We start from the raw sequence: 11,148 nt of genomic DNA on the forward strand, positions 1-11,148 counted from the left end.
GGGAGCGGGCTTGCTCGCGAAGAGGCCCTCGAAAACGCCACAGAAATTTCTTCTCAGAAGTTATCCGGCGTGCGCGCCTTCTCCCGCGCATGCTCGCGGCTGATCAAGCCTTTGCTCACCAAATCCTTCAAACACATATCCAGCGTCTGCATCCCTAGCGAGCCACCGGTCTGGATCGACGAGTACATCTGAGCGATTTTGTCTTCGCGGATCAGGTTACGGATCGCCGACGTTCCCAGCATGATTTCATGCGCCGCGACCCGGCCGCCGCCGATCTTCTTGACCAGCGTCTGTGAAATCACCGCCTGCAAGGATTCGGACAACATCGAACGAACCATGGATTTCTCGTCCCCCGGGAACACGTCCACCACCCGGTCGATGGTCTTGGCCGCAGAGGTGGTGTGCAAGGTGCCGAACACCAGGTGACCGGTTTCGGCGGCGGTCAGGGCCAGGCGGATGGTCTCCAGGTCACGCATCTCCCCGACCAGAATCACGTCTGGGTCTTCGCGCAGGGCTGAGCGTAGGGCCGTGGAGAAACTTTGGGTGTCGCGGTGCACCTCGCGCTGGTTGATCAGGCATTTGCGCGGCTCGTGGACAAACTCGATGGGGTCTTCGATGGTGAGGATGTGATGGTGTTTGTGGGTGTTGAGGTAGTCGATCATCGCCGCCAGGGTGGTGGACTTGCCGGAGCCGGTCGGCCCGGTCACCAACACCAGCCCGCGAGGCGCCTCGGTCACTTTGCGAAACACATCGCCCATCCCCAGGTCTTCCATGGTCAGGACTTTCGACGGGATGGTTCGGAACACCGCACCTGCACCGCGATTCTGGTTGAACGCATTGACCCGGAACCGTGCGACGCCCGGCACGTCGAAGGAAAAGTCGGTTTCCAGAAACTTCTCGTAATCCACCCGCTGCCGGTCGTTCATGATGTCGTAGATCAGCTCATGGACCTGCTTGTGGTCCAGGGCCGGCAGGTTGATCCGCCTCACATCGCCATCGACACGGATCATCGGCGGCAGCCCGGCGGACAAGTGCAGGTCCGATGCGCCCTGTTTGGCGCTGAACGCCAGTAACTCAGTGATATCCATAGCGCTCCTCAATTCCAGTAGAATGCCGCGAACCTCACCGCTGGCGCTTCTTTATGTCCACGATAGCAGACAACATTGCTCAGGTTAGATCGCGTATCCGCGCAGCCGAACAAGCCGCCCACCGCGACGAACACAGCGTGCAGCTGCTGGCGGTGAGCAAGACCAAGCCCGCCCAGGCCCTGCGTGAAGCCTATGCCGCCGGCCTGCGGGATTTTGGCGAGAACTATCTGCAGGAGGCGCTGGGCAAACAGGCCGAACTGACCGACCTGCCCTTGATCTGGCACTTCATCGGCCCCATTCAATCGAACAAGACGCGCGCTATCGCCGAACATTTCGACTGGGTGCATTCCGTGGATCGTTTGAAAATTGCACAACGCCTGTCCGAGCAGCGCCCGGCCGACCTGCCGCCGCTGAACATCTGCATCCAGGTCAACGTCAGCGGTGAAGACAGCAAATCCGGCTGCACCGCGGCGGACCTGCCCGCTCTGGCCAGCGCCATCAGTGCGTTGCCACGCCTGAAGCTGCGTGGGTTGATGGCGATTCCCGAACCAACCGAGGAGCGTGCCGCCCAAGATGCCGCCTTCGCAGCGGTTCAACGCTTGCAAGCCGATCTGAAGCTACCGCTGGACACCCTGTCCATGGGCATGAGCCATGACCTCGAGTCGGCCATTGCCCAGGGCGCCACCTGGGTGCGGATCGGTACAGCGCTGTTTGGCGCGCGCGACTATAGCCGTAGCTAGCCGTAAGCCATGCTGACTCAACTCTCTAATCAAGGACCTGTCATGAGCGACACACGTATTGCCTTCATCGGCGCCGGCAACATGGCCGCCAGCCTGATCGGCGGCCTGCGGGCCAAGGGTCTGGACGCTTCGCAGATCCGCGCCAGCGATCCGGGGGCCGAGACCCGCGCCCGGGTGAGCACAGAGCACGGCATCGACACGTTCGCCGACAACGCCCAGGCCATCGAGGGCGCGGACGTCGTCGTGCTGGCGGTCAAGCCACAGGCGATGAAAGCCGTGTGCGAAGCCCTTCGCCCGAGCCTCAAACCCCATCAACTGGTGGTGTCGATCGCCGCCGGCATCACCTGCGCCAGCATGAATAACTGGCTGGGTGCCCAGCCAATCGTGCGTTGCATGCCCAATACTCCGGCGCTGCTGCGCCAGGGCGTCAGTGGGCTGTTCGCGACCGCACACGTGAGCGCCGAACAGCGCCAGCAGGCCGAACAACTGCTATCGGCCGTCGGCCTGGCACTGTGGCTGGAAACCGAGCAGCAACTGGATGCGGTGACGGCCGTGTCCGGCTCGGGCCCGGCCTACTTCTTCCTGCTGATCGAAGCCATGACCGCCGCTGGTGAAAAACTCGGCCTGCCACGCGAAACCGCCGCCCAGCTGACGTTGCAGACCGCCCTGGGCGCCGCTCACATGGCCGTGTCCAGCGATGTCGATGCAGCCGAACTGCGGCGCCGGGTGACCTCGCCGGCCGGCACTACGGAAGCCGCCATCAAATCGTTTCAGGCCGGGGGCTTCGAAGCCCTGGTGGAAAAAGCACTCGGCGCCGCCGCGCACCGCTCGGCCGAAATGGCCGAACAACTGGGCCAATAAGGAGCCATTCATGATCGGATTGAACACTGCAGCGGTCTACGTGCTGCAAACCCTCGGCAGCCTGTACCTGCTGATCGTACTGCTGCGCTTTGTGTTGCAACTGGTGCGCGCCAACTTCTACAACCCGCTGTGCCAGTTCATCGTCAAGGCCACCCAGCCATTGCTCAAGCCACTGCGCCGGATCATTCCGAGCGTGTTCGGCCTGGACATGTCGTCGCTGGTACTGGCGATCATCGTGCAACTGGCGCTGATGGCCCTGACCCTGCTGCTGACCTACGGCACCACCGGCAACCCGCTGCAACTGCTGATCTGGTCGATCATTGGCGTGACCGCGCTGTTCCTGAAGATTTTCTTCTTCGCCCTGATCATCAGCGTGATCCTGTCCTGGGTCGCTCCCGGCAGCCACAACCCGGGCGCCGAGCTGGTGAACCAGATCTGCGAGCCGGCGCTGGCACCGTTCCGCCGCATCGTGCCGAACCTGGGGGGCCTGGATATCTCGCCGATCCTGGCGTTCCTGGTGCTCAAGCTGATCGACATGCTGGTGATCAACAACCTCGCGGCGATGACCATGATGCCGGAAATCCTGCGGCTGCTGATCTGACCCTGTAGGAGCTGCCGAAGGCTGCGATCTTTTGATCTTTCGCTTGCGACTCAATTGTCCGGGGAAAGATCGCAGCCTCGTTGCACTCGACAGCTCCTACACGACCGCCTCGTCCTCATCGCGGGCAAGCCTTGCTCCCACAGGGTTTGCAGCGGGCGGACAATCAGCTCCGGCCTTTGCTTGCCGCTTGCCACAGCGGTCTTTAGACTTACGCCTCATTTCAACGAGAGCAGGGTCGATGCCAGCTGCCTTTCCCCCCGATTCCGTTGGTCTGGTGACGCCGCAAATGGCGCATTTCAGCGAGCCCCTGGCCCTGGCCTGCGGCCGTTCGTTGCCAGCCTATGACCTGATTTTCGAAACCTACGGCACCCTCAATGCCACGGCGAGCAATGCCGTGCTGATTTGCCACGCCCTGTCGGGGCATCACCACGCCGCCGGCTATCACAGTGTCGACGACCGCAAGCCGGGCTGGTGGGACAGTTGCATCGGCCCGGGCAAGCCCATCGACACCAACAAGTTCTTCGTGGTCAGCCTGAACAACCTCGGCGGTTGCAACGGCTCCACCGGCCCCAGCAGCGTCAATCCGGACACCGGCAGGCCCTTCGGCGCCGACTTTCCGGTACTGACCGTAGAAGACTGGGTCCACAGTCAGGCACGCCTGGCGGACCGCCTTGGTATCACCCAGTGGGCCGCAGTGATCGGCGGCAGCCTGGGCGGCATGCAAGCCCTGCAATGGACCATCACCTACCCGGACCGCGTGCGCCACTGCCTGGCAATCGCCTCGGCCCCCAAGCTGTCGGCGCAGAACATCGCCTTCAACGAAGTGGCGCGCCAGGCGATCCTCACCGATCCGGAATTCCACGGCGGTTCGTTCCAGGAACACGGCGTGATCCCCAAGCGCGGGCTGATGCTGGCGCGGATGGTCGGGCATATCACCTACCTGTCCGATGATTCCATGGGTGAAAAATTCGGCCGCGGTCTCAAGAGCGAAAAGCTCAACTACGACTTCCACAGCGTCGAATTCCAGGTGGAAAGCTACCTGCGCTACCAGGGCGAAGAATTCTCCGGACGCTTCGATGCCAACACCTACCTGTTGATGACGAAAGCCCTGGACTACTTCGATCCGGCGGCGAACTTCGACGATGACCTGGCAAAAACCTTTGCAGGCGCCACCGCCAGGTTCTGCGTAATGTCATTCACCACCGACTGGCGTTTCTCCCCGGCCCGCTCTCGGGAGCTGGTGGACGCGCTGATGGCTGCCCGCAAGGACGTCTGCTACCTGGAAATCGACGCGCCCCAGGGGCACGACGCCTTTTTGATCCCGATCCCGCGCTACCTGCAGGCGTTCGGCAACTACATGAACCGTATAACGCTGTGAGGACGCCATGAGAGCCGATCTGGACATCATCCAGGAATGGATCCCCGCCGGCAGCCGCGTGCTCGACCTGGGCTGCGGCAACGGCGAACTGCTGACCTGGCTGCGCGACCACAAGCAAGTCACCGGCTACGGCCTGGAAAACGACCCGGACAACATCGCCGAGTGCGTGGCCAAGGGCATCAACGTGATCGAGCAGGACCTGGACAAGGGCCTGGGCAACTTCGCCAGCAACAGCTTCGACATCGTGGTCATGACCCAGGCGCTGCAAGCGGTGCACTACCCGGACAAGATCCTCGACGAAATGCTGCGGGTCGGGCGCCAGTGCATCATCACCTTCCCCAACTTCGGGCACTGGCGCTGCCGCTGGTACCTGGCGAGCAAGGGCCGCATGCCGGTGTCGGAGTTCCTGCCCTATACCTGGTACAACACGCCGAACATCCACTTCTGCACCTTCGAGGATTTCGAGGCGCTGTGCCGCGAGCGCCAAGCCAAGGTCATCGATCGCCTGGCGGTGGACCAGCAGCACCGCCACGGGTGGGCCAGCAAGCTATGGCCTAATCTGTTAGGTGAAATAGGCATTTATCGGGTCAGCAGCCCAGGCCTTGCCGATCATCAGGTCGCGGTGTGAACCCCGGCCTTACCAGGAGCACGACATGAAACGTCTAGCGTTGTTTCTCATCACCGCCTGCCTGAGCGTCGGCGCCATGGCGGCCGACGTCATCAAGGCCGAGCGCAAGGAAGTGTTCGGTGACATCACCGTGCACTACAACACCTTCAACTCGACCTTCCTGACGCCGGACATCGCCAAGAATGCCGAGCTGATCCGCAGCAAGGGCCAGGGCGTGATCAACGTCTCGGTCATCAAGGATGGCAAGCCTCTGATGGCCCAGGTCAGCGGCACAGTGAAAGACCTCACCAGCCAAAGTATCCCGCTGCAATTCAAGCAGGTGACCGAACAAGGGGCGATCTACTACATCGCCCAGTACCCGGTGCCCCAGCAGGAAACCCGCACCTTCGAGATCAAGGTGCAAACGGGCGACAAGATCAACACCATCAACTTCAACCAGGAACTGTTCCCCGGTCAATGATGAATTTCACCCAACTCGTATTGGCCAGCCACAACGCCGGCAAACTCAAGGAACTCCAGGCCATGCTCGGCGGCTCGGTGCAGTTGCGCTCGATTGGCGAGTTCAGTCAGGTAGAGCCTGAAGAAACCGGCTTGTCGTTCGTCGAGAACGCCATCCTCAAGGCCCGCAATGCCGCACGCATCTCGGGCCTGCCGGCATTGGCCGACGATTCCGGGCTGGCGGTGGACTTTCTCGGCGGTGCGCCGGGCATCTATTCAGCCCGCTACGCAGATGGCAAAGGCGATGCGGCGAACAACGCCAAGCTGCTCGAGGCCCTCAAGGATGTGCCCGAAGCCGAGCGCGGCGCGCAGTTCGTCTGCGTCCTGGCCCTGGTCCGTCATGCCGACGATCCACTGCCGATCCTCTGCGAGGGCTTGTGGCACGGGCGCATTCTCACTGAAGCCAGCGGCGAACACGGCTTTGGCTACGATCCGCTGTTCTGGGTGCCGGAGCGCAACTGCTCCAGCGCCGAGCTGGGCCCGGTGGAAAAGAACCAGCTGAGCCATCGCGCCCGCGCCATGGCCCTGCTGCGTCAACGCCTGGGTCTGCAATGATCGATGAGTCCCCTGCACCCCTGATCCATGGCGGTGCGCAAACGCCTCGGGCGCCGCTGCCAGTGCTGCCGCCCCTGGCGTTGTACATCCACATTCCGTGGTGTGTACGCAAATGCCCGTATTGCGATTTCAACTCCCATACCGCCAGCCCGCAGTTGCCGGAGGAAGAGTACGTCGACGCCTTGCTGGCCGATCTCGACCAGGACTTGCAGGCGGTGTATGGCCGGGAACTGAGCTCGATCTTTTTCGGCGGCGGCACGCCAAGCCTGTTCAGCGCCCAGGCCCTGGGCCGGCTGCTCAAAGGTGTCGAAGCGCGAATACCCTTCGCCCATGACATTGAAATCACCCTGGAAGCCAACCCGGGGACCTTCGAACAAGAGAAATTTGTCGCTTACCGGGCACTGGGCATCAATCGCCTGTCCATTGGCATCCAGAGCTTTCAGCAAGACAAGCTCAAGGCTTTGGGCCGGATTCACAACGGTGACGAAGCCGTGCGCGCGGCTGGCATGGCTCGTCAGGCCGGGTTCGACAACTTCAACCTGGACCTGATGCATGGCCTGCCCGATCAGTCCCTGGACGACGCCTTGAGCGATTTGCGCCAAGCCATTGCGTTGAAGCCCACACATCTGTCCTGGTATCAGTTGACCCTGGAGCCAAACACGGTGTTCTGGAACCAGCCGCCGACCTTGCCGGAAGACGACACGCTGTGGGACATCCAGGAAGCCGGGCAAGCGTTGCTGGCCGAACATGGCTACAGCCAATACGAAGTCTCGGCCTACGCCCAACCCGGCCGGCCGGCGCGGCATAACCTCAACTACTGGAGTTTCGGCGACTTCATCGGCATCGGTGCCGGTGCCCACGGCAAGCTCAGCCATCCGGACGGGCGTATTGTGCGCACCTGGAAAACCCGCCTGCCCAAGGACTACCTCAACCCAGCCAAACGCTTCCTGGCCGGCGAGAAGACCCTGAGCAATGAAGAGCTGCCCTTCGAGTTCCTGATGAACGCGCTGCGCCTGACCGAAGGCGTGGACGCGCGGCTTTACCCCGAGCGCACCGGCTTGCCCTTGCAAAGCCTGGCTGAAGGCCGACGCGAGGCCGAACAAAGCGGGTTGTTGCAGGTCGAACCGGCACGTCTGGCAGCCACCGAGCGCGGACAGTTGTTTCTCAACGACCTATTGCAGAAATTTTTGAGCTAATCACACAAGGAAACCCCATGGATCTGGTACTCGACCTGCTCGCCACCGTGTCCCGCTGGAGCCGCAGCAACCTGTCGGAAATCTCTCTGGCATTGGTAGGGTGTCTGCTGGTGCTGTTTGGTGCCGACATCAAGGGTTGGGTCGAACAACGCCTTGGCAATATCGCCGGCGCCTTGCGCGTCCCGCTGATCGCCCTGCTGTGCATGATCGGCAGCGGCGCGGCGCTGATCTACGCCACGCCGTGGATTGTCCGGGGCTTGAGCCAGTTCAACAACTACAGCCTGGCGCCGGTGCTGTTGGTGGTGCTGGTGTTGATTGGCGTGGTGGCGGATCGTCGCTGATCCGGCCACAACCTAAAACAACTGTGGGAGCAAGGATTTGTGGGAGCAAAGCTTGCTCGCGATGCAGGCAACTCGAGGTTCAAGTTGCACCGAGGCGCTGCTGTCGCGGGCAAGCCTTGCTCCCACAGAAGCTCATCCCACAAAGCTTTGCTCCCACAGCCTTTATTGCGTGATGCTTAATCCACCTTCTCGAACTTCAAATCCCAAACCCCATGCCCCAAGCGTTCGCCACGGCGTTCGAACTTGGTGATCGGTCGTTCGGCCGGGCGCGGCACGCACTTGCCGTCTTCGGCCAGGTTGCGGTAGCCCGGGGCGACGTTCATCACTTCCAGCATGTATTCGGCGTAAGGCTCCCAGTCGGTGGCCATGTGCAGCACACCGCCGACCTTCAGCTTGCTGCGCACCAGCTCAGCGAACGACGCCTGGACGATGCGGCGCTTGTGGTGACGGCTTTTGTGCCATGGGTCCGGGAAGAACAGCATCAGCCGGTCGAGACTGTTGTCGGCCACGCAGCGGTTAAGCACTTCGATGGCGTCGCAGTCGTAGACCCGCAGGTTGGTCAGCCCTTGGGTCAACACGCCGTTGAGCAGCGCGCCCACACCGGGACGATGAACTTCCACACCGATGAAATCCTGCTCCGGCGCCGCGGCGGCCATTTCCAGCAGCGAGTGGCCCATGCCGAAGCCGATTTCCAGCGAGCGCGGCGCCGAGCGGCCGAACACCTGGTCAAAATCCACCGGCGCATCGGCCAGGGGCAGGACGAACCGCGGCGCGCCCTGCTCAAGACCACGTTGCTGGCCTTCGGTCATGCGCCCGGCGCGCATCACGAAACTCTTGATGCGGCGATGTTGGCGCTCTTCGCCTTCTTCCGGGAGAACAGGCGTGTCGTTCGATTCAGTCATCAATGGCTCTTACTTGATCAGACCATCCAGCGGCGAAGAGGCGCTGGCGTAAAGTTTTTTCGGCATGCGGCCGGCGAGGTACGCCAAACGCCCAGCCACAATGGCGTGCTTCATGGCTTCGGCCATCAGGATCGGTTGCTGGGCATGGGCAATAGCGGAGTTCATCAGCACTGCTTCACAGCCCAGTTCCATGGCGATAGTGGCGTCGGACGCAGTGCCGACACCGGCATCCACCAACACCGGAATCTTGGCCTCTTCCAGGATGATCTGCAGGTTGTACGGGTTGCAGATCCCCAGGCCTGTGCCGATCAGGCCAGCCAGCGGCATCACCGCGATGCAGCCAATTTCCGCCAGTTGACGGGCGATGATCGGGTCATCGCTGGTGTAGACCATCACGTCGAAACCTTCCTTGACCAGGGTTTCGGCGGCCTTGAGGGTTTCGATCACGTTGGGGAACAGGGTTTTCTGGTCCGCCAGCACTTCCAGTTTCACCAGGTTGTGGCCGTCGAGCAGCTCACGGGCCAGGCGGCAGGTGCGCACGGCCTCGATGGCGTCGAAGCAACCGGCGGTGTTGGGCAGGATGGTGTAGCGATCTGGCGGCAGGATATCCAGCAGGTTCGGTTCGCCCGGGTTCTGGCCGATGTTGGTGCGGCGCACGGCAACGGTGACGATTTCAGCGCCCGAGGCTTCGATGGCCAGGCGGGTTTCTTCCATGTCGCGGTATTTGCCGGTGCCAACCAGCAAACGCGACTGGTAGGTACGACCGGCCAGGACGAAGGGCTTGTCGCTACGAACGATGCTCATGGGAAATCCTCTGTTGGGGTGAGGTTCTTGCGAAATACTGTAAAACCGCAGGGACTAGCCGCCGCCGATGGCGTGGACCACTTCGACGCTGTCGCCGTCGTTCAACGTGGTGTCGGCGTGCTGGCTGCGCGGGACGATATCCAGATTGAGCTCCACCGCGACGCGGCGTCCGGTTAGTTCCAGACGGGTCAGCAGGGCCGCAACGGTTTCACCGTCAGGCAGGTCAAGGGGTTCGCCGTTCAACTGAATGCGCATGCCGGATGCCGCCATCATTTTTAGGGGCTGGCATTCTAGCCCGATCAGTCTGGGTGACCCAAGCCATTCGTCATGAATTGGACCGTGCGGTCAGCCCAACCGCCAGGCGGCAAGCCCCAGGCACAGCCAACCGATCAGAAACGCTACGCCACCGAACGGCGTGATAATGCCCAGTTTGCTGATCCCCGTGAGGGTCAGCAGATAAAGACTCCCGGAGAACAGCAGGATACCGATGACAAACGAAATCCCGGCCCAGGTGACGATGCGACCGGGGATGTGCGTGGCCAGCAGCGCGACGCCCAGCAACGCCAGGGTGTGTACCAACTGATAGGTGACGCCGGTATGGAAGATCGCCAGGTAATCGGCGCTCAGGCGGTTTTTCAGGCCGTGGGCGGCAAACGCTCCCAGTGCCACGCCGGTGAAGCCGAAAAAAGCAGCCAGCATCAGAAAACTACGCAGCATGAGAACTCCAGTCAGACTCGGTGGACAGGGTCTGTATAATGGCCCGCTCGACGGGTTCGGCCAAGCCATCTCTATGTTGCGTTCATTGTTTCGACGATTCGTTAAAGCCCTGCTCTGGTTCGCCGTCGGCAGCGTTGTGCTGGTGCTGCTGTTTCGCGTGGTGCCGCCGCCGTTCACCGCGCTGATGATCGAGCGCAAGGTTGAATCCTGGTTCGGTGGCGAGCCGATCGACCTGCAGCGTACCTGGCAACCCTGGGATCAGATTTCCGACAACCTCAAAATCGCGGTAATCGCGGGTGAGGACCAGAAATTTCCTGAGCACTGGGGCTTCGACTTCGGTGCGATCCAGGCCGCGCTTACCCATAACGGACGTGGCGGCTCGATTCGCGGCGCCAGCACCCTCAGCCAGCAAGTGTCCAAGAATTTGTTCCTGTGGCCGGGCCGTAGCTGGCTGCGCAAGGGCCTGGAAGCCTGGTTTACCGCGCTGATCGAAATACTCTGGCCCAAGCAGCGGATTCTCGAGGTGTACCTCAACAGTGTCGAGTGGGATGACGGTGTGTTCGGCGCCGAAGCCGCGGCGCGGCATCACTTTCGGGTAGGCGCCGATGCATTGTCCCGGCAACAGGCCAGCCTGCTGGCGGCGGTCCTGCCCAACCCCCGGGTATGGAACGCCGCACGCCCGAGCCCTTATGTACTGCGGCGCGCGAACTGGATTCGCCGGCAGATGAGCCAGTTGGGGGGCGACAGCTACCTGCTGGGCCTGAATGATTCGCGGCGGGCGCCTTGGGCGCAGTAACCAAGACACTAACACCCCCTGTGGGAGCGGGCTTGCTCGCGAA

General features: G+C 62.0%; 15 protein-coding genes. 10 read left to right on the top strand and 5 right to left on the bottom strand.

The window, feature by feature from the left end; translation table 11 throughout:
- Window positions 1-53: 53 nt before the first annotated feature.
- Window positions 54-1,088: a type IV pilus twitching motility protein PilT gene (locus HU811_RS19445; protein WP_092395464.1), complete on the bottom strand. Its 1,035-nt coding sequence runs from the start codon at window positions 1,086-1,088 to the stop codon at window positions 54-56.
- Window positions 1,089-1,141: 53 nt separating this feature from the next.
- Between HU811_RS19445 and HU811_RS19450 the strand changes: the two genes are divergently transcribed.
- From HU811_RS19450 to HU811_RS19490, 9 genes are all read left to right on the top strand, one after another.
- The gene (locus tag HU811_RS19450; RefSeq protein WP_047226008.1) at window positions 1,142-1,828 is read left to right on the top strand and encodes a YggS family pyridoxal phosphate-dependent enzyme; all 687 of its coding nucleotides are present in this window, start codon (window positions 1,142-1,144) and stop codon (window positions 1,826-1,828) included.
- A gap of 42 nt (window positions 1,829-1,870) precedes the next feature.
- Window positions 1,871-2,689, top strand: coding sequence for a pyrroline-5-carboxylate reductase (gene proC / locus HU811_RS19455; protein ID WP_186657561.1), 819 nt, complete (start codon window positions 1,871-1,873; stop codon window positions 2,687-2,689).
- Window positions 2,690-2,699: 10 nt separating this feature from the next.
- Window positions 2,700-3,290 carry a YggT family protein gene (locus tag HU811_RS19460; protein ID WP_047226010.1) on the top strand — a complete coding sequence of 197 codons (591 nt, stop codon included), beginning with the start codon at window positions 2,700-2,702 and terminating at the stop codon, window positions 3,288-3,290.
- Between the two features lie 238 nt (window positions 3,291-3,528).
- Window positions 3,529-4,668 (top strand): homoserine O-succinyltransferase MetX, encoded by a 1,140-nt coding sequence (gene metX / locus HU811_RS19465; RefSeq protein ID WP_092395458.1) that lies wholly within the window; start codon window positions 3,529-3,531, stop codon window positions 4,666-4,668.
- 7 nt (window positions 4,669-4,675) lie between these two features.
- Complete coding sequence (gene metW / locus HU811_RS19470; protein WP_047226012.1) at window positions 4,676-5,296, top strand: methionine biosynthesis protein MetW; 621 nt, start codon at window positions 4,676-4,678, stop codon at window positions 5,294-5,296.
- Window positions 5,297-5,321: 25 nt separating this feature from the next.
- A complete protein-coding gene (locus tag HU811_RS19475) occupies window positions 5,322-5,756 on the top strand; it encodes a DUF4426 domain-containing protein (protein ID WP_186657563.1) in 435 nt (144 codons plus the stop codon).
- Window positions 5,753-6,349, top strand: a complete 597-nt coding sequence (gene rdgB, locus HU811_RS19480) for an RdgB/HAM1 family non-canonical purine NTP pyrophosphatase (protein ID WP_047226014.1) — start codon at window positions 5,753-5,755, stop codon at window positions 6,347-6,349. The genes HU811_RS19475 and rdgB overlap by 4 nt, the downstream gene beginning before the upstream one ends.
- The gene (gene hemW / locus HU811_RS19485; RefSeq protein WP_225248463.1) at window positions 6,346-7,545 is read left to right on the top strand and encodes a radical SAM family heme chaperone HemW; all 1,200 of its coding nucleotides are present in this window, start codon (window positions 6,346-6,348) and stop codon (window positions 7,543-7,545) included. The genes rdgB and hemW overlap by 4 nt, the downstream gene beginning before the upstream one ends.
- 17 nt (window positions 7,546-7,562) lie before the next feature.
- On the top strand, window positions 7,563-7,886 hold the full coding sequence (locus HU811_RS19490) for a DUF3392 domain-containing protein (protein WP_092395450.1): 324 nt from the start codon (window positions 7,563-7,565) through the stop codon (window positions 7,884-7,886).
- A gap of 176 nt (window positions 7,887-8,062) precedes the next feature.
- On the opposite strand, the gene trmB is transcribed toward HU811_RS19490, so the two are convergent.
- From trmB to HU811_RS19510, 4 genes are all read right to left on the bottom strand, one after another.
- Window positions 8,063-8,788, bottom strand: a complete 726-nt coding sequence (gene trmB, locus HU811_RS19495) for a tRNA (guanosine(46)-N7)-methyltransferase TrmB (RefSeq protein ID WP_186657565.1) — start codon at window positions 8,786-8,788, stop codon at window positions 8,063-8,065.
- A 9-nt stretch (window positions 8,789-8,797) separates the two neighbouring features.
- Window positions 8,798-9,592, bottom strand: a complete 795-nt coding sequence (locus HU811_RS19500; protein ID WP_003177480.1) for a thiazole synthase — start codon at window positions 9,590-9,592, stop codon at window positions 8,798-8,800.
- Between the two features lie 54 nt (window positions 9,593-9,646).
- The gene (gene thiS / locus HU811_RS19505) at window positions 9,647-9,847 is read right to left on the bottom strand and encodes a sulfur carrier protein ThiS (protein ID WP_160893822.1); all 201 of its coding nucleotides are present in this window, start codon (window positions 9,845-9,847) and stop codon (window positions 9,647-9,649) included.
- Between the two features lie 90 nt (window positions 9,848-9,937).
- Window positions 9,938-10,309, bottom strand: a complete 372-nt coding sequence (locus tag HU811_RS19510; protein WP_047226019.1) for a DUF423 domain-containing protein — start codon at window positions 10,307-10,309, stop codon at window positions 9,938-9,940.
- Window positions 10,310-10,382: 73 nt separating this feature from the next.
- On the opposite strand from HU811_RS19510, the gene mtgA reads away from it, so the two are divergent.
- Complete coding sequence (mtgA, locus tag HU811_RS19515) at window positions 10,383-11,105, top strand: monofunctional biosynthetic peptidoglycan transglycosylase (RefSeq protein ID WP_186657567.1); 723 nt, start codon at window positions 10,383-10,385, stop codon at window positions 11,103-11,105.
- Window positions 11,106-11,148: the final 43 nt, after the last annotated feature.

It is taken from the genome of Pseudomonas tehranensis (assembly GCF_014268615.1).
GTDB classification, from domain to species: Bacteria; Pseudomonadota; Gammaproteobacteria; order Pseudomonadales; family Pseudomonadaceae; genus Aquipseudomonas; species Aquipseudomonas tehranensis.

Excerpts from the sequence above, each read along its gene's own strand:
- HU811_RS19445 (WP_092395464.1), bottom strand. The coding sequence starts at position 1,088 with ATGGATATCACTGAGTTACTGGCGTTCAGCGCCAAACAGGGCGCATCG.
- HU811_RS19450 (WP_047226008.1), top strand. The coding sequence starts at position 1,142 with ATGTCCACGATAGCAGACAACATTGCTCAGGTTAGATCGCGTATCCGC.
- proC (WP_186657561.1), top strand. The coding sequence starts at position 1,871 with ATGAGCGACACACGTATTGCCTTCATCGGCGCCGGCAACATGGCCGCC.
- HU811_RS19460 (WP_047226010.1), top strand. The coding sequence starts at position 2,700 with ATGATCGGATTGAACACTGCAGCGGTCTACGTGCTGCAAACCCTCGGC.
- metX (WP_092395458.1), top strand. The coding sequence starts at position 3,529 with ATGCCAGCTGCCTTTCCCCCCGATTCCGTTGGTCTGGTGACGCCGCAA.
- metW (WP_047226012.1), top strand. The coding sequence starts at position 4,676 with ATGAGAGCCGATCTGGACATCATCCAGGAATGGATCCCCGCCGGCAGC.
- HU811_RS19475 (WP_186657563.1), top strand. The coding sequence starts at position 5,322 with ATGAAACGTCTAGCGTTGTTTCTCATCACCGCCTGCCTGAGCGTCGGC.
- rdgB (WP_047226014.1), top strand. The coding sequence starts at position 5,753 with ATGATGAATTTCACCCAACTCGTATTGGCCAGCCACAACGCCGGCAAA.
- hemW (WP_225248463.1), top strand. The coding sequence starts at position 6,346 with ATGATCGATGAGTCCCCTGCACCCCTGATCCATGGCGGTGCGCAAACG.
- HU811_RS19490 (WP_092395450.1), top strand. The coding sequence starts at position 7,563 with ATGGATCTGGTACTCGACCTGCTCGCCACCGTGTCCCGCTGGAGCCGC.
- trmB (WP_186657565.1), bottom strand. The coding sequence starts at position 8,788 with ATGACTGAATCGAACGACACGCCTGTTCTCCCGGAAGAAGGCGAAGAG.
- HU811_RS19500 (WP_003177480.1), bottom strand. The coding sequence starts at position 9,592 with ATGAGCATCGTTCGTAGCGACAAGCCCTTCGTCCTGGCCGGTCGTACC.
- thiS (WP_160893822.1), bottom strand. The coding sequence starts at position 9,847 with ATGCGCATTCAGTTGAACGGCGAACCCCTTGACCTGCCTGACGGTGAA.
- HU811_RS19510 (WP_047226019.1), bottom strand. The coding sequence starts at position 10,309 with ATGCTGCGTAGTTTTCTGATGCTGGCTGCTTTTTTCGGCTTCACCGGC.
- mtgA (WP_186657567.1), top strand. The coding sequence starts at position 10,383 with ATGTTGCGTTCATTGTTTCGACGATTCGTTAAAGCCCTGCTCTGGTTC.